The organism is Arthrobacter sp. FB24 (genome assembly GCF_000196235.1).
Classification (GTDB): domain Bacteria; phylum Actinomycetota; class Actinomycetes; order Actinomycetales; family Micrococcaceae; genus Arthrobacter.
This window is the reverse complement of sequence record NC_008538.1, coordinates 1-15,553: the sequence shown is the minus strand read 5'-3', so window position 1 is coordinate 15,553 and position 15,553 is coordinate 1. Positions and strand designations below refer to the sequence as shown.

The following is a 15,553-nucleotide window of genomic DNA, read 5'->3' as shown; positions in this document are numbered from 1 at the left end:
AGAAGAAACTCATGTTGTTCTCCAAAGCCATGGAATGGTCAAGCTTTGTCATCACCGAGATACCGAACCCCGGCACAGGTGAGGCACCTCCCGGTTCTGAAGGCTTACTGACAATCCTCAAATGGGTCGCATGGATCGTATTCGGCCTGGCAGTCGCGGGCATCCTGATCACAGCCGGAACGATGATGATCAACAACCGACGCGGCGAGGGCGGCGAGCATGCCGGCCGTCTGGCATGGGTCCTCGGCGGGTGCATCCTCGCAGCCTCCGCCGGCGGCGTCGTAGGCGCCCTGGTCTAAGGAGCGAAAGCCATGACTGAACCGACAGTGAACGAAGACCAGAACCCGCTGACCAAACCTAAGTTCATCATCTCGGCCGTTGTCGTGGCGATCATTGTCGCGCTCGGGGTAATCCTCGCCCTGGTTCCCAGAGGCGGCGGAACGGCGTCCCCTGAACCGGGCACCACCAGCACGAGCACCAGCAGCCAACCTACGGCGACGTCGGCAGCCAGCGTGTGCGGCCTGCCATCCGGTGACCAGGCCAAGCCGGCCACTACGCCCGCCGAGACCAAATGGGAATTGGTCGGCAAGATCGCCGCACCAACATCGCCCACGCAGTTCGGCCCCGGCAAGACCGAAACAAACGGCCTCCGCTCCTGCTTCGCACACTCACCGACCGGTGCGTTGTATGCAGCGGCAAACATGACTGCGTTGTCCGCAGCTGGAAAAGCGGACCTCGTTTATCAGCAGTTGGCTGTACCAAGCCCGGAGCGAGATGCGGTGCTGAAGTCATCCCCAACAGCGGCCCCAAACTCCGTGACCGCCCAATTGGCTGGCTTCACATTTCGTTATTACGAGGCTGACCGAGCCGTTATTGATCTTGCATTCAAGGGTGCAAACGGAACCTTCGTCTCCATTCCCGTTCCGCTCCAGTGGTACGAGGGCGACTGGAAGTTCGTTGTGCCGGCTACAGGGGACACAGGTGCGCGACAGCTCAGTGACCTCAGTGGTTACGTTGAGTGGGCCGGTGTCTAATGGCTGACTGCTCCGGGTTGAATGCAATAAATCCCTTTTGCCAGGCAGGGGCGGCCATCGAAGATGTCGCCAATGATGCCGTCAAGAACATGGCGAAAGCGATTGCCGATGCCGTTGGACAAACAGTCCAAACACTCGGGACATTTTGGGTGAACGTGGGAACTCCCGCTTTAACCGCAGCCCCCGGAGGGTCCACCGCGAGTGACCCGGTGTTGTTCCTGCAGAACAGTCTCTACTTCTGGACGGCTTCCCTGGCTGTGATGTCTGTCCTCGTGGGTGCAGCCAAGATGACGATTGAGCGCAGGGGTGCACCCTTGCGGGATCTGGTGCGTTCGCTGGCGACCCTAATCGTCGTCTCCGGCGCCGGTGTGGCAGCAGTGGGACTGCTGACAGTCGCGGCAGATCAGTTCTCAGCCTGGATCATCACCAACTCCACGAACGGGACCTCGTTCAACGAAAACATCACCGCCCTATTGGCGCTCTCGGCCACCAGCCCGATCGGGTCGATCATGATCATCCTCCTGGGGCTCATCGCCATTCTGGCCTCCGTCATGCAGATCGTGCTAATGATCATCCGCGGTGGCCTGCTCGTCATCCTGACAGGGATCTTCCCTACGGCTGCCGCTTTCAGCAACACCGAGGCCGGCAAGGGTTGGTTCCAGAAGTGCACAGCATGGCTGATCGCTTTCATCCTCTACAAACCCGCGGCCGCCATTATCTACGCGACGGCCTTCCAGCTCAGCGGCACCAAGATCTTCGGAAACGTTGGTGACGGCAAGGACTTCGGCTCCGCGCTCCTGGCAACGGTCACCGGACTGGCTCTGATGATCATTGCCTTGTTCGCCATGCCAGCCCTCATGCGGTTCGTCACCCCGATGGTTGGCGCTGTCGCTGGCGGCGGTGGCGCTCTGGCAGCAGGGACGGTCGGCGCACTGGCTTCCGGCGCCATCAGCATGGGCACCGCCGGACGCGGCGGCGGATCCTCCACCAGCTCGACGACAACCAGCAGCACCTCGAGCCAAAGCCCCGGATCGCAGGGCCCCTCGGGCACTGGCAGCCAGGGAACGGCAGGAACGTCCGGCACAGCGGGGAAGACAGGTACCCGGAGCGCCGGAGCCACTGGCGCGGCAGCACCTACCGGTACCGGTAGTGCTGCGGCAGGCAGCGGAGCAGCCGCCAGCGGTGGCGCTGTGGCGGCGGGCGCGGGCGGTGTCGCCGTGCTGGCAGCACAGAAGGGCATTGAAGCAGGCCAAGCCGCTTCCGGGGCCATCAAAGACATGAGCGAAGAATCCACGGGGGGTGCCTGAAATGGCCGCTATCGAGAACACATACAGGGAACCGACCTACGGCAACTGGCGGCGTCCGCGCAAAGCGGGCATCGGCACCCTTGGTGGGCTGGCAACAGCCGGTTTGTTTGTTGGCCTCATCATCACGGTCATCTGTCTCTTTGTCGGCGGCTGGTTCGCCGGGCTCATTGCCCTGCTCGTCCTTGGGGTGGCGCTGGCCGTCGTCTCGGTGACCGACAAGCACAACAAGTCCGTAGGGGAGCGGATCTTCGCCCGGCTGGCGTTCCGCTCAGCACGGCGCAGACGCGCCAACATCTACCGCTCCGGTCCGTTGGGACTGACGCCTTGGGGCGAGTTCCAGCTACCTGGAATCTCTGCCGGTTCCAAGCTTTACGAGTTCACCGACTCCTATGGCCGCCCCTTCGCGCTGATCCACCTTCCCTCCACCGCGCACTACACCGTTGTCTTCGGCACCCAGCCCGACGGTGCGTCCTTGGTCGATCCTGAGCAGATTGATGCCTGGGTGGCTAACTGGGGCGGCTGGCTGGCCTCGTTGTCGAATGAACCTGCCGTTGTGGCTGCATCCGTCACGGTCGAAACCGCACCCGATTCCGGGGCACGGCTGCGCCGGGAAGTTGAATCGAACATCCATGACGACGCCCCTGACATTGCCAAGGCCATGCTCTGGGAGGCCTTGAACACCTACCCGCAGGGATCGGCCACGATCCGCGCCTGGGTCGCGCTGACGTTCAGCGCCGCTGCCCGGGCAGGCGGCAAGCGACGCACCGCAGAAGAAATCGCAAGGGACCTCGCTTCACGGCTTCCCAGCCTGACCGAGCGTCTGGAATCCACCGGCGCCGGGGCATGCGCACCATTGAACGCCCAGGAACTGTGTGAGGTCGTTCGGGTCGCATACGACCCTGCAGCGGCCCGGCTCATCGACGAAGCCCACTACCAGGGCACACCCGTTGACCTGGACTGGGGCGACGTCGGACCATCCGCCCACCAATCCAACTGGGACGGCTACCGCCACGATTCCGGGCACTCGGTGTCCTGGACGATGACAGGCGCACCACGCGGACACATCCTGGCATCAGCGCTGGGCCGCCTCGTCGCACCGCACGCGGAGATCGACCGCAAGCGCGTCACCTTGCTGTACCGGCCCATCGAAGCCGGCCGCGCGGCCGCCATCGTGGAGTCGGACCAGACCAGCGCCCTGACCCGGGCCTCCTCGACCAACCGGCCCACCGCCCGGGCCCTGGTTGATGCCCGTGCGGCGCAGGCCACCGCAGCGGAGGAAGCCAAGGGGGCCGGGCTGGTCAACTTCGGCATGGTGGTTACGGCCACGGTGCTGTCCTCCCGTGACCTTGAGGACGCCGTGGCCGTCGTGGAGGGCAACCTCGGCCCGTCGGCACGTCTGCTGTTGCGGCGCGCTTACGGCTCCCAGGATTCTGCCTTTGCCGCGTCCCTGCCACTGGGTCTGGTCCTGCCCAAGCACTTGAAGGTTCCCGAAGAGATCCGTGAGGCCATGTGATGTTCGGCAGCAAGACCAAGCACCAGCGCACACAGGCCCCGGCCCCGGCCACGAAGCTCGCCGCCGCGGTCGCCCGCCGCCCGGGTCTGCGGGGCTGGCGCGGCCGCGGACAGGGCGAAGCCGTCTACGTCACGGCAGCCGACGAATGGCGCGGCACCTCGGTCCAGGTCTGCGGTCTCTGGCCGTTCGTGGGCGGGTCCGGCACCCCGATCCTGGGAGTGCCGATCGGTGTTCACACCGACACCGGAGCGCCCTTCGGGGCCGATCCGATCAGCTGGTTCATGCACGGCATGATCAACAACCCATCCATGTTCGTCCTGGGCCTGCCGCACTGCGGCAAGTCCACCCTGGTCCGGCACATCGTCCTGGGCCTGGCAGGCCGCAGCATCAACCCGTTGATCCTCGGTGACCTGAAGCCGGACTACGTTGACCTGATCGAAGCACTCGGCGGGCAGGTCATCAGCCTGGGTCCTGGACGCGGCCACTTGAACGTCCTGGACCCCGGTGAAGCCACGGGAGCCGCCGTCAGGCTGCTCGCCTCGGCCGAGGAACACCGGGCCAAAGCGAACCGGACCCTGAACGATCCAGATGGCGACCAGGCAGCGGCCGCGCAGCTGCTCGCTGCCGCGGTGAAGGCGGAGAAGCTGGCCGAACAGCTGATGGCGGACTCGCACAACCGGCGCCTGAACATGATCACCGCGCTGATCACCATCGTGCGGAACAGCAAGCCCAGCGCCCATGAGGAATCCCTGATTGACAGGGCCCTGCACATCCTGGACGAGCGCCTGGACCGCGTTCCCCTGATCGGGGATCTGATCGAGGTCATCAAAGACGCCCCCGACGAACTGCGCGCGATCGCCCTGGACCGTGGCGATATGAGCCGCTACCTCGACGCGACCGACCAGCTGCGCCAGTCGCTGTACTCCCTCGACGGCTCGGGCCGGTTCTCGGACATGTTCTCCCAGCCCACCGACCAGCCGATGGACCTGACCAAACCCGTGGTCTTTGACCTGTCAGGGATCTCCGACACGCAGCGCGACATCCAAGCGGCCTGCCTGCTGGCCTGCTGGTCAACAGGGTTCGCCACCGTCCAGGTCACCCACACCCTGGCCGACGCCGGCCTGGAACCGCGCCGGAACTACTTCGTCGTCATGGACGAACTGTGGCGGGCCCTGCGCTCCGGTGAGGGCATGGTGGACCGGGTTGACTCGCTGACCCGCCTGAACCGGACCGAGGGCGTCGGGCAGGCCATGATCACGCACACCATGAGCGACCTCGAAGCTCTGCCAACCGAATCCGAACGGATGAAAGCGCGCGGATTCGTCGAACGCTCCGGCATGGTCGTCTGCGGCGCGCTCCCCGGAGCCGAAATGGAAAAACTCAACAAAGCCGTCACCCTCTCCCGGGCCGAACAAGCCCGCCTCATCTCGTGGGCTGACCCGGGGTCATGGACCGACGTCGGCGGATCCCGCAAACGCGTACGCCCGGGCCTGGGCAAATTCCTCTTCAAAGTCGGCGGCCGCCCCGGGATCCCGGTCGCCCTCAAACTAACCAGCGTCGAGGAATCGCTACACGATACAAACAAGCGCTGGACGATCAACAGTGAGAAGTTCGCGTGAATTTTGACGCTTTTGGTGCGAAGTTGAGTATGCGCGGGGGTTGTAGCGGGTGTGGGTACTCAGGTTCGGGGAACCCGTTCCCCTTTGAGGGTGAGGTCGGGGTGCTCGACGGTGTTGAGGTAGCGGGTGGCGCCTTCGACGCTGAGCCCGAACAGGTCGCAGATGCGGCGGATGTCGCCGCCGGTGGCGTGGATCTCGTGCAGGATGCGGTCTTCGCGCAGCGCCTGGGGCCGCAGCGTGACGCCGGTCCAGGGGAACTGCCGGCTGACGGGGAGGAGCCTGGGCGCGGTACGCCGGTTGATGAGCAGATGCGGATTGGCAGTGCCTGGCCAGGTCTGGTTGCGGTGGTCGAGCCAGGCAGTGAGGCGGGTACGCACGGGGGCGGCCAACGGGATGTCGCGGTTTCCGAGGACCAGATGCCCGTCGCTGATGTCTGTCAGCCGCAGGCCGCTGACCTGCTTGGCGGTCAGTGCGTGGAAGGCGACCATGGCGACAGCGAGGGCGACCGCCGGATCCGGAGAGTTCAGCTCTGCACGGATCACATCCGCGTCCAAGGCGAGTGGGATGGTGGTGGCCCTCGGGGACGCCTTCATTCCCCTGGTCGGGTTGGCGAAGATGAGTCGGCGGCCTTTAAGGGTCGTGAAGAGCGACTTGAGCCCGGTCTCGGCGATGTGGCGGCGGCCTCCTGTTTCGTCCAGCGCGGCGGTGATGTCGGCGCGGGTGATCTCGGCGAAGGACTGGACGCCTGCCTCGGCCCAGGCGTGGATGATGGGTTCGATGCCCAGGATGTGTACCCGGATGGTCTGAGGGTCCCGCGGGATCTGCCGAGGGGGTTGGCGGGTGCCCTCGGTCAGAGCGTGCAGCCACACCTCGAGCTGATCCTTCATGACCGGTGGAAGGGTGCTGGTCTTGGCAGCGAAGTAGCGTTCGAGTCGGGTCGGCCGGTCTTCGATGAGCAGGCCGGCCGCTGCGAGAACATCGATCGTGGAGATGACGTTGCCGGAGTATTGGCGCAGCTGCAGGACGTCGGTGGCGCGGATCTTCGCGGTCGGGGTCGGGCGCAGGACCTGCAGCAGCCGCAAGGACCGGGTCACGTCATTGCGTTGCCGTTTGCTCCAACCGGCTCTTTGGGCGTGTTCACGGACGATTGCGGCGCAGTAGCGGGTCAGGTCGCTGTCTTTGAGGCGGACGCGCGCTGCGACGGCCGCGGGATCAGGTGCCATCTCGAACAACGTCGTCTGTACGCCGACGTCGGCGTACAACACGGCACCGGACTGGAATGGCAGGTAGTTCTTGTCCCGCCGCTTCCAGGGGGCGCGTTGCTCGGGGCTCAACCGTGGGGCTCCACGTCGGTGGAAGCTCATGTTGGCGAGGAAGAGCTGTTGGCCGTTCTTGTTCGCCCCGGCCAGGTCCAGGCTGCGTCCGGGCTCTTGGAGCATTCGGGCCTGTTCCAGACACAGCCTGCAGGCCCGCCGCTCTCCGACACGGGCTATGCGGCCGCAAAAGTCGCAGACTCCTTCCGGGTAGTGGGAACGCCACCAACGACACGGCCAGCACGTCCAGTTGGATCGGCGGTAGACACCCCACGCCAGGCAGTACTTGCACGAGCCTGGGTGTTGCGGGCTGCCGGGATGGCAGCTGATGCACATGCCCTGGCTGAAGTAGCCGGTGCTGGTCCCGCACTTGGAGCACGGCGGTGCGATGAACGGGCCGCCTGGCAGGCAGTCGTAGCAATAGTCCACCCGCGGGTGGACCCACGCAACACGGTTGACTTGGCAGCTGGGGCACATGGAAGGCGGCCGCAGCGGCGCCGCCGGGCCCGGGGCGGGACTCACGACAGCACTGCCTACAGGGGCGGTTCGGACCGCGGTTTGTCGAACCTCGGCGTGACGATCGGCGATACCCCGTCGTTATTGGAGCCGTGGCCCCCGTCATCGCCGTTGACGGTCTCGGCCGCGCGTGGCCGACGTGCCGCGACTTTGTCCGGCTCGGGGCTCATCAGGTCCGTCGGCGAGCACCTCAACACGGAGCAGAGCACGTCGAGCTCTTCGAGTCTCATCGTTGCCGGTGTCCCGGCCCACCAGGAGGACATCTTCCCGGCGCTGATCTCGAGCCCGGCGTCGGCGAGCATCCGGCGCATCTGCGCTGACTTCCAGATCCCGCGTTCGGCGGCTCTGATCCGCAGGTTCCACTGCACAGCCTCATCCTTCCTTCTGTGTGGTCGCGAAGCGGGACTCGACCCGCTCGTTGGCGTTCTTCCAGGCCTGCTCGACGTGCTCGCTGCGCACGTGGATGTAGCCCGAGGTAGTCGAGAGCCACTGATGCCCAAGCAGCTCCTGGAGGGCCTTGATGTCCATCCCTGCCCCGTAGAGCGAGGAAGCGCAGTAATGACGCAGAACATGGGGAGTCATCCTTCCGGACCATGCCGGCAGCCACTGGTCGACCTGCAGCCCCAGACTTCGCCGCAGCGCGTTGCCACCGACCCGGCCGCATCGTCCCAGCTCACGGTCAAACCGTTCCGAGGGGAGCAGGGGTGCGTCGGGGTCGGCCCAGTCCTCGCCGTACCGGTGCCGGACGTCGCCCAGCCACCAGTCGATCAGCTCGGCCGCGCCGTTGATAGCCGGGACGAGGCGCGGCTTGGGGCCACGGCCGTGGGCTCCTTTGCCGTACCGCACGTGGAGCTTGCCGAACCCGCCCAGGTCAGGGCGCCAATCACGGATGTCGAGCATCACCGTCTCGGTGATCCGCAACCCCAGCCGGCGCCACAGCGAAGCAGCGAAGTAATCCCGCGCGGCAGGCAAATACTTGCGGGCCTGGGGTATCGAGTGCCTCCAACAGGTGAAGAACGCGTCAATCTCGGCATCCGACGGCGGCACACGGACCTTGCCCAGCGATGCCCCGGCCTGGCGGTTGAACTCGTCGATAGGCTGCTCGACCAGTACCCCGGTCAACCGGTGGATCCGGCCCTGGTACCGGCTGATCATGAACTCGTAAAACAACGCCAGCGTCCCTGCCTTGCCGGCCCTGGTGCTCACGCTGCGGCCCAGCCGTCTCTGCTCGGCCAGGAACCGGTCGGCATCCTGACACGTTGCCGCCCACAGCGGGCCGGTCACCGAACGGGCGAATTCGATGATTGTCGACCGCGTATTGCGGATATGCGAGTCACTCAGACCAGCCGCGGCCATCGCCAGCGCGTACTGGTCGACGATCTCCTGTTCAAAGTCCTCGGCTGCCTGCACACTCCAGAACGCTGGATCCACGGCGCCGCCACCCGGCAACGCCACCAGCGCCATCAGCCACCAACTTCAGAAGGAGCGACCATGCGTCGAGATTACGCCCAAACCGTCACTCTCGTCGACGGTTCATCGATTCGGGCCCTTCGGGGCTCCGAACCGACGTCGCCTGCTCAAACGCCAATAAAGGCCGCAGATTGGGCCAACGAACCTGAGCGAATAGAGATGAGCAGGAACGGCGAAGGGGACAACTGATGGGTGCACCAAGCAGCGGCAAGCGTACCCGGATGGATACCGAAAACATCCTGCTCTGGGTCTTCATCACCGTCGTGGTGCTCGGTGTCGGCTCGGTCGCCGGCGCCGTGCACCTGGGCTCGATGCTGTCCAATGACGGCCAGAAACTGCCCGCGAACCCGTTTGAACTGGTCTTCAGCCTGCTCTCACAGAAGGTCACCTGGCCCGCGGCCGCCACCTGGGTACTGATCGGCTTCGGCGTCCTCATCATCCTTGTGGCCGTTCTGGTGGTCCGTGCGGTGCTGCGCAAACGGTCAAAGCGTTCGCGTGTGGACGCCGCGGCCCAGCACATGGCCAAAGGCCGGGACCTGCGCGCGCTGAGCCTGCGCGGCGCCACAGCCACCGCGGAACGTCTGGGAGTGAAAGGCTCACCCGGCGTCCCGGTCGGCAAGACCGTCCTCGGCGGGCAGATGGTCTACGGCTCCTGGGAAGACATGCACATCGACATCTGGGGACCCAGGACGGGCAAGACGACGTCCCGGGCCATCCCGGCGATCCTCGCCGCCCCGGGAGCTGCGCTGGTGACCTCAAACAAACGGGACATCGTCGACGGAACCCGCGACGTGCGCGCCGCCGAGGGCCCGGTCTGGGTCTTCGACCCGCAGTCCGTCGCCCTCGAAGAACCCAGCTGGTGGTGGAACCCCCTGTCCTACGTCACCGATGAAGTGAAAGCGGCACGCCTGGCCGACCACTTCGCAGCCGGCTCCCGCGGCCCGGACGCCAAAACGGACGCCTACTTCGACCCCGCCGGCCAGGATCTCCTCGCCGGGCTCCTGCTCGCCGCAGCCCTCGACGGCCGCCCGATCACGCAGGTCCACACCTGGCTGACCCGTCCCGCTGACGATGAAGCGGTGGACATCCTCAAGGCCCACGGCTTCACCCAGACCTCCAACGCCGTGGGCGGCGTCATCAACGCACCCGAGAAGCAACGCGGCGGCGTGTACGGCACGGCACTGCAGATGGCCTCCTGCCTCACCAACCGCCAGGTGGCACGGTGGGTGACACCCCAGGGCGAGAACGACGAGCGGCCGCAGTTCGATCCGGCAGAATTCGTCCGGTCCAAGGGCACGCTGTACAGCCTGTCCAAGGAAGGCAAGGGCACCGCCGGCCCGCTGGTGACGGCGCTGACCGTGGCCACGGTCGAGGCCGCCGAAGAACTGGCCGTGCACTCGCCCGGCGGCCGGCTGGCCACGCCCATGGTCGGTGTTCTGGACGAAGCAGCCAACGTCTGCCGCTGGCGCGAACTTCCGAACCTCTACAGCCACTACGGCTCCCGGGGCATCGTCCTGATGACCATCCTCCAGTCCTGGTCCCAAGGCGTGGAAGTGTGGGGCCGCGACGGGATGCGCAAACTCTGGAGCGCCTCCAACATCAAGGTCTACGGCGGCGGCGTCGCCGAAGCCGAATTCCTGAACGAGCTCGCGCAGCTCGTGGGCGAATACCGGTACTCCAACATGACCAGAAGCCGCTCCAAACAAGGCACCTCTTACAGCCACGACGACGACCGCAAGGAACGCACCCTGGACGTGTCGGACTTGGCCGCGTTCCCGCGCGGCCGGGCCATCATGTTCGCCTCCGGCGCCCCCGCCGCGCTGCTGGAGACGGTGCCTTGGATGAGCGGTCCGCGCGCTGAGGCGGTGCGGGCCTCCATCGCCGCACACGACCCGGCCAACAAGCCAGCAGCCGCTGCAGCGGCCGGGAACAGGTGGATCGCCGCGGGAGCCTCTGATGCCTGAGGGCTTGGGGGAGTGGGACGCAGAGCTCGAGGACACCGCAGCCTCCACCGAAGCGGCCGAGGAGGACTCGGACGCCCCCGAACTGTTCTACCCGAACGTCGCCCAATTCGTCAGCGAAAAGCTGGCCACCACCTACCGCCGGCAGCTCAACGTGCAAGGCGGAGTGACCTGGTGCCCGCAGTGGTGGAAGCACGCTGAAGCCATCAGCCGTCTCGAAGCACTTTGGCGTGCCTGGGAGTTCCTGCGCCTTGACAGCACCACAGGGATGAGCGTGTGGTGGCGCGACCACGCAGACCACCACATGTCCGTTCTGCTCTCAACAGATGGGCCGTTCAAGGGATGCACCCCGGACGACGGCCACCGCTCCAAACTCGCCCCTCTACCCTGCGAGGAACCACCCGCAGGGTTGTTCTAAAACCGAGTTGTTTGCCAACGCTCAAGGGTGACTACGCGGGCTGCCCACAGTTGGGGTCAATCCGGGTTATCCACGGCTGGAAATCGGGAGCCATCGGGAAAGCTCCCTCAGCAGCAGTAGCGGTGGATAACCCATCAGGATTGTCCCCTGCTGTGGGCAGTCGGAGCCAACAATCCGGACCAGCATTGGGCGCCCGGCCGTCAGGTGCGTCTAAGAGCGCTCGGTGGGCCCACAAAAACTTCTAGGCACTGACCTATTGTGGCGTTATGACTCCGCGCACCATCGATCCCCGCATCAGCCTCGCACTGTCCGTACAAGCCCAGCCCGGTGTTTATGCCCTCCTTATCGGTTCCGGAACTTCCACCGGGGCCGGGATCCCCACAGGCTGGGGAGTCATCAAGGACTTGGTGCGCCAAGCCGCAGCAGCAGAGGGCACAACACTGAGTGCTGACCCCGCCGACGAGGAAATAGATGAATGGTGGGTTAACCATGGTGATGGCAACGAGCTCGGATACTCCGGGCTCCTTGAATCACTAGGCCGAACGCCTGCCGCCCGCAGCGCACTCCTGCACAGCTACTTCGAACCAAACGACGAGGATAGAGCGGACAACCGCAAGGTGCCCGGTAAGGCACACCACGCAATTGCTGAACTCGTGCAACGAGGAGCCATACGTGTTATCCTCACCACCAATTTCGACAGCCTCATCGAGCAAGCACTAGATCAGGCGTCCGTTCCGTACCAAGTGCTGTCCTCAGAGAGTGCTATCAAAGCGCGAAAGCCACTGCACCATGCTGACTGCACTGTCATAAAGCTTCACGGGGATTACAAGTCACTTGACCAGAAAAACACGCTGGCCGAGTTGACCGACTACGGGCAGGCAACACGTGAAATTCTCCACGAGGTCATGGAAAACTTCGGGCTGATCATTAACGGGTGGTCAGCCGACTGGGACAAAGCATTGGTAGAGGCGCTGGAAGGCCGCCAGAGTCGCCGCTATCCGTTGTACTGGACTACGTTGTATGGCCCAGGGCCTGCGGCCGCCGCGCTGATCGAACAACATGGAGCCGCCGTTATCAGCGGCGTCACCGCCGACGAATTCTTCCCAGACCTGCAGCAACGGCTCGAATCCCTAGATTCTCTTGCCGCACCGCAGCTAACTGAAGATATGGCAATCGCCCGCCTCAAGAGGCTCCTTCCGTACAGGGAGTCCTACATCGAGATACGTGAACTCTTGACCAGTGAAATCAGAACGCTGGCCTCGTACATCCGTGAGCGCGGGGGTTCCTTTCCTCCTGGTGGAGATTACGCAACTGCCTTCGATAATGAATGTTTGTCCCTCCGTAACCGCTCGCAAACTCTGATTCGTCTAATCGCGACCGGTGTGGCATTTGACCGTGACCGCATTCACGGTGACCTTTGGGTGTGGGCGGTTCAGCAGCTCATGAAGGCGAGAGGGCAGGTTTCGTCCTTTCAGGAAGGCTGGTTCAATTTGGCCCATTACCCTGCCCTATTGGCTCTACGGGCCATAGCGATGATTGCTGTCACCGAAGACCGCGAGGACGTGTTTATCCGAGCGGCGAGTGAGCCGAAGTGGAAGGATGCCTATTCCGGCCGCGATCCCGAACCTGCCTTCCTGGTTCTGCAGGACGAGAGGGTTGTTTCCTACGACTTAGCAAAAGCAGCGCCGCGATGGAACGGGACGCAGTGGATGTATCCGCAAAGCGAGCTGATTTCAGATGACATGCAAGCCCTGATAGGCCATCTGGTTGGATCTGGCGACGATTACAAGAAGGCCTTTTGTCAGGCCGAGTACCGCATGGCGTTAGCTCACGTGTTCCTTACTACTCGATCAAGCCGTCCCTCGGCAGGCAAGTATTGCTATGCAGCCACGCGTGGTGGCGACAAGAACATGTGGCAAAAGGACTTCGAACTCAACGGCGACCGTCAGGCGTGGCGTTGGTTACCGTCCCCTGATGGAGAAGCAGATCCTTTCGCCACAAAACTTGACGAACTCGCCACGGTCCTAGCCAGGCTGGAGCGCTGGTAAGGCGGCCGCCTGCAGTGCAACGGGCAGGGACACTCTGTACTGCCCCGAGCAGAAGCCACACTTTACAGCTGTTCTGCCGGGGCCAGTAGCAGGGAGGTGGGACTTGGGCGGGAATATATTTCTTCCGCGTCAAGACTGTCAGGATGGGACCTAAGATCTCCTCGGTCGTGTGCCCAGAAATACCGAGCCGAACCCTATTCTGACGGCCATTGAGGAGGGCACCTGACGTCAGGTTGGGGTTGTAAGCATTTGACGACTCACGTCCCATGAACCAATTCCGCATTTATGCAGGACAGGTGGGCCTTTGCGGCGGTGACTGCGTTCAGACGCTGGAGCCTGAATTTGTTGTTGGATTGTTTGCTCCCGCAGGTTTCCTATTCGATCCCCTTGCCATTCAAACCACCACCGCCCACGGGTAGCCTTGAGCCATGACCCCATCCACACCCACCCTCGCGACGCGCTGGGAACCCTTGCCCCCTCGAGTCGTGGCGGAGCTGCTCGGGCCGTCATCGGCGCGTTGGTGGTTGTCCGGAGGGGTGGCGCTCGACCACTGGCTCGGCACTAACACTCGCGAGCACGACAATATCGATGTCAGCACGACGATCGCGGACCTGCCCCAAGTGGTGCAGGACTTGCCGGCGCCGTTTAGCGCGTGGGCTCCGTCAGGCGACGGCGTTGTCCCTTGGGCAGAGGCTGATATGGATGCCGATCTGCAGCCGATCCGTATCCATGATGACGCAACGGGGGCATGGGTAATGCAGGTCGACGTCGAGGACGGCACGGATAGCCTCTGGGTTTATCGACGAGATCCCCGACTGCAACTGCCGTGGGATCGTGCGGTGATCGACGTCGACGGCATTCCGACCGGGGCGCCCGAGGTGCAGCTGGTCTGGAAGGCGCTGCGTCCCCGCCCGGAGGACGACGCCGACAAGGATGCGGTACTACCGGAGCTCTCAAACGAAGCCCGCGCCTGGTGGGAACACGCGATTCTGACGATCCACCCGCACTCGTCATGGTCGATCCATGTGCGTACCCCGTTCGCTCCGGGTAAGGCCAGCTGGAACAGGACGAGACGCTAGCGCTCCGCTTGGGCCTGCCGGCGACGGGAAGCCTGACTGCCCTGCCTGTGTCGCGTCGATGAGGTGGCCTACGATCCGGCCGATTCTCAAGAGCGAGTGGTATCACCCTGCAGGACGTGGTCGGGCATTCTCCCAGTGCCGTGAGTGACGGCTGCCTTCATTAGAAGAACCTCGTCATGCTGCCAGACAATCTCGAGGTCGACTGGCGACACCGGGTCCCACCGTCCCCACCGACCTCTTCAGTGCGCCGATGCGGCGTGAGCGGCCTGTCCGATTTTTGAGATGCCCGCAGACGCTTATGACTATGACTTGTATTCATCCGCCGCAACCGCATCAAGCACCAGCGAGCGGAACCATCGCTGCGCCTGCGAGAGGCTGGCCTCGCGCCGCGTGTACAATTCCACCGGCGTGCTGTGCCCGGACCAGGGCAGCTCGGCGATGCGAAGGCGGGGGAACCAGCCACAGAACACCCCCGCTACATGTCGAGGCAGCAGAACGACCAGATCCGTCGCCTCGAGCACGGCGGGCACGGTGCCGTATTCCTCCATGGTCAGCACGACCTGGGACATCAAGTCGTGTTCGGTCAGCGCCTGCACAGGATATACGTGCCCGCCACGGGCGGAGACCCGTACAAAGCGCCTCCCCTCGAACATGTCAGGCCCGGTCGCGGGCAGTGGATGCGACCCGGACGACAGAGCCACGTATTCGACCGAACGCACGTGCGTCCTCCACAGCCGCGGTGTAGCGATCCGCGACACGGTCAGTGCCAGATCGATGGTGCCGCGGATTAGCCCGCCCTCGACCTCGTCCGAATCGAGCCGTTCTACCTGAATTCGCGGATCGGCGCCGGCCCGCCCGAGGGCGGTCATGATCGGTGGGAGGAACGTCTGCTCGCCGATCGAGGTGAGTCCGAGGAAGAGTTCGCCGCTGAATCCGGTCGGTTCGAATACGTCCGATCCCATGACGGTCGCGTCTATTTGTGCCAAGGCGTTGTGTAGGGGCCCAAACAGTTGCGTCGCCTTCGCGGTCGGCACCATGTCGTTCCCTTCGCGACAGAACAGCTCGTCGCCGAACCGCTCCCTCAGCCGCTTCAGGGAATAACTGACCGTGGGCTGTGTCACGTGCAGTCGTTTGGCGGCGCCCGTGACGCTGCGCAGCTCGTAGAGCGTGACGAATGTCCGGAGCTGGTTGAGGTCGGTGAACATCATGCCATAGATCCTATCTATGTCTCCGTCTTTACATATCTATTCGACCACTGCAGCAAACACCCCTAGA

General features: G+C 64.2%; 13 protein-coding genes. 9 read left to right on the top strand and 4 right to left on the bottom strand.

Translation table 11 applies throughout. From position 1 onward, the window contains the following. Nucleotides 1-11 precede the first annotated feature (11 nt). The 5 genes from ARTH_RS22020 to ARTH_RS22000 are packed head-to-tail and all read left to right on the top strand — an operon-like array spanning nt 12 to nt 5,473. Nucleotides 12-299 (top strand): hypothetical protein, encoded by a 288-nt coding sequence (locus tag ARTH_RS22020; protein ID WP_011689724.1) that lies wholly within the window; start codon nt 12-14, stop codon nt 297-299. 12 nt (nt 300-311) lie between these two features. Continuing rightward, entirely contained in the window at nt 312-1,034 is a 723-nt protein-coding gene (locus tag ARTH_RS22015; RefSeq protein WP_011689723.1) for a hypothetical protein, read from the top strand. After that, on the top strand, nt 1,034-2,341 hold the full coding sequence (locus tag ARTH_RS22010; RefSeq protein ID WP_011689722.1) for a hypothetical protein: 1,308 nt from the start codon (nt 1,034-1,036) through the stop codon (nt 2,339-2,341). The genes ARTH_RS22015 and ARTH_RS22010 overlap by 1 nt, the downstream gene beginning before the upstream one ends. Before the next feature lies 1 nt (nt 2,342). After that, nucleotides 2,343-3,854 carry an SCO6880 family protein gene (locus ARTH_RS22005; protein WP_011689721.1) on the top strand — a complete coding sequence of 504 codons (1,512 nt, stop codon included), beginning with the start codon at nt 2,343-2,345 and terminating at the stop codon, nt 3,852-3,854. Beyond that, nucleotides 3,854-5,473, top strand: a complete 1,620-nt coding sequence (locus ARTH_RS22000) for a hypothetical protein (protein WP_011689720.1) — start codon at nt 3,854-3,856, stop codon at nt 5,471-5,473. Before ARTH_RS22005 ends, ARTH_RS22000 begins: the two co-directional genes overlap by 1 nt. A gap of 59 nt (nt 5,474-5,532) precedes the next feature. On the opposite strand, the gene ARTH_RS21995 is transcribed toward ARTH_RS22000, so the two are convergent. From ARTH_RS21995 to ARTH_RS21985, 3 genes are all read right to left on the bottom strand, one after another. Then, nucleotides 5,533-6,912, bottom strand: a complete 1,380-nt coding sequence (locus tag ARTH_RS21995; protein WP_232223688.1) for a hypothetical protein — start codon at nt 6,910-6,912, stop codon at nt 5,533-5,535. A gap of 407 nt (nt 6,913-7,319) precedes the next feature. Continuing rightward, nucleotides 7,320-7,670 carry a helix-turn-helix domain-containing protein gene (locus ARTH_RS21990; RefSeq protein ID WP_011689718.1) on the bottom strand — a complete coding sequence of 117 codons (351 nt, stop codon included), beginning with the start codon at nt 7,668-7,670 and terminating at the stop codon, nt 7,320-7,322. A 4-nt stretch (nt 7,671-7,674) separates the two neighbouring features. Further along, nucleotides 7,675-8,766, bottom strand: a complete 1,092-nt coding sequence (locus ARTH_RS21985; protein WP_011689717.1) for a tyrosine-type recombinase/integrase — start codon at nt 8,764-8,766, stop codon at nt 7,675-7,677. A 194-nt stretch (nt 8,767-8,960) separates the two neighbouring features. Between ARTH_RS21985 and ARTH_RS21980 the strand changes: the two genes are divergently transcribed. From ARTH_RS21980 to ARTH_RS21965, 4 genes are all read left to right on the top strand, one after another. Continuing rightward, nucleotides 8,961-10,736 (top strand): type IV secretory system conjugative DNA transfer family protein, encoded by a 1,776-nt coding sequence (locus tag ARTH_RS21980; protein WP_011689716.1) that lies wholly within the window; start codon nt 8,961-8,963, stop codon nt 10,734-10,736. After that, nucleotides 10,729-11,151 (top strand): DUF4913 domain-containing protein, encoded by a 423-nt coding sequence (locus ARTH_RS21975; protein ID WP_011689715.1) that lies wholly within the window; start codon nt 10,729-10,731, stop codon nt 11,149-11,151. The genes ARTH_RS21980 and ARTH_RS21975 overlap by 8 nt, the downstream gene beginning before the upstream one ends. Nucleotides 11,152-11,417: 266 nt before the next feature. Next, nucleotides 11,418-13,199 carry an SIR2 family protein gene (locus ARTH_RS21970; protein WP_011689714.1) on the top strand — a complete coding sequence of 594 codons (1,782 nt, stop codon included), beginning with the start codon at nt 11,418-11,420 and terminating at the stop codon, nt 13,197-13,199. Between the two features lie 428 nt (nt 13,200-13,627). Further along, complete coding sequence (locus ARTH_RS21965) at nt 13,628-14,278, top strand: nucleotidyltransferase domain-containing protein (protein WP_011689713.1); 651 nt, start codon at nt 13,628-13,630, stop codon at nt 14,276-14,278. A 302-nt stretch (nt 14,279-14,580) separates the two neighbouring features. On the opposite strand, the gene ARTH_RS21960 is transcribed toward ARTH_RS21965, so the two are convergent. Then, a complete protein-coding gene (locus ARTH_RS21960; protein WP_011689712.1) occupies nt 14,581-15,486 on the bottom strand; it encodes a LysR family transcriptional regulator in 906 nt (301 codons plus the stop codon). Nucleotides 15,487-15,553: the final 67 nt, after the last annotated feature.

Excerpts from the sequence above, each read along its gene's own strand:
- ARTH_RS21965 (WP_011689713.1), top strand. The coding sequence starts at position 13,628 with ATGACCCCATCCACACCCACCCTCGCGACGCGCTGGGAACCCTTGCCC.
- ARTH_RS22010 (WP_011689722.1), top strand. The coding sequence starts at position 1,034 with ATGGCTGACTGCTCCGGGTTGAATGCAATAAATCCCTTTTGCCAGGCA.
- ARTH_RS21985 (WP_011689717.1), bottom strand. The coding sequence starts at position 8,766 with ATGGCGCTGGTGGCGTTGCCGGGTGGCGGCGCCGTGGATCCAGCGTTC.
- ARTH_RS21995 (WP_232223688.1), bottom strand. The coding sequence starts at position 6,912 with ATGCTCCAAGAGCCCGGACGCAGCCTGGACCTGGCCGGGGCGAACAAG.
- ARTH_RS21970 (WP_011689714.1), top strand. The coding sequence starts at position 11,418 with ATGACTCCGCGCACCATCGATCCCCGCATCAGCCTCGCACTGTCCGTA.
- ARTH_RS22005 (WP_011689721.1), top strand. The coding sequence starts at position 2,343 with ATGGCCGCTATCGAGAACACATACAGGGAACCGACCTACGGCAACTGG.
- ARTH_RS21975 (WP_011689715.1), top strand. The coding sequence starts at position 10,729 with ATGCCTGAGGGCTTGGGGGAGTGGGACGCAGAGCTCGAGGACACCGCA.
- ARTH_RS21980 (WP_011689716.1), top strand. The coding sequence starts at position 8,961 with ATGGGTGCACCAAGCAGCGGCAAGCGTACCCGGATGGATACCGAAAAC.
- ARTH_RS22000 (WP_011689720.1), top strand. The coding sequence starts at position 3,854 with ATGTTCGGCAGCAAGACCAAGCACCAGCGCACACAGGCCCCGGCCCCG.
- ARTH_RS22020 (WP_011689724.1), top strand. The coding sequence starts at position 12 with ATGTTGTTCTCCAAAGCCATGGAATGGTCAAGCTTTGTCATCACCGAG.
- ARTH_RS21960 (WP_011689712.1), bottom strand. The coding sequence starts at position 15,486 with ATGATGTTCACCGACCTCAACCAGCTCCGGACATTCGTCACGCTCTAC.
- ARTH_RS22015 (WP_011689723.1), top strand. The coding sequence starts at position 312 with ATGACTGAACCGACAGTGAACGAAGACCAGAACCCGCTGACCAAACCT.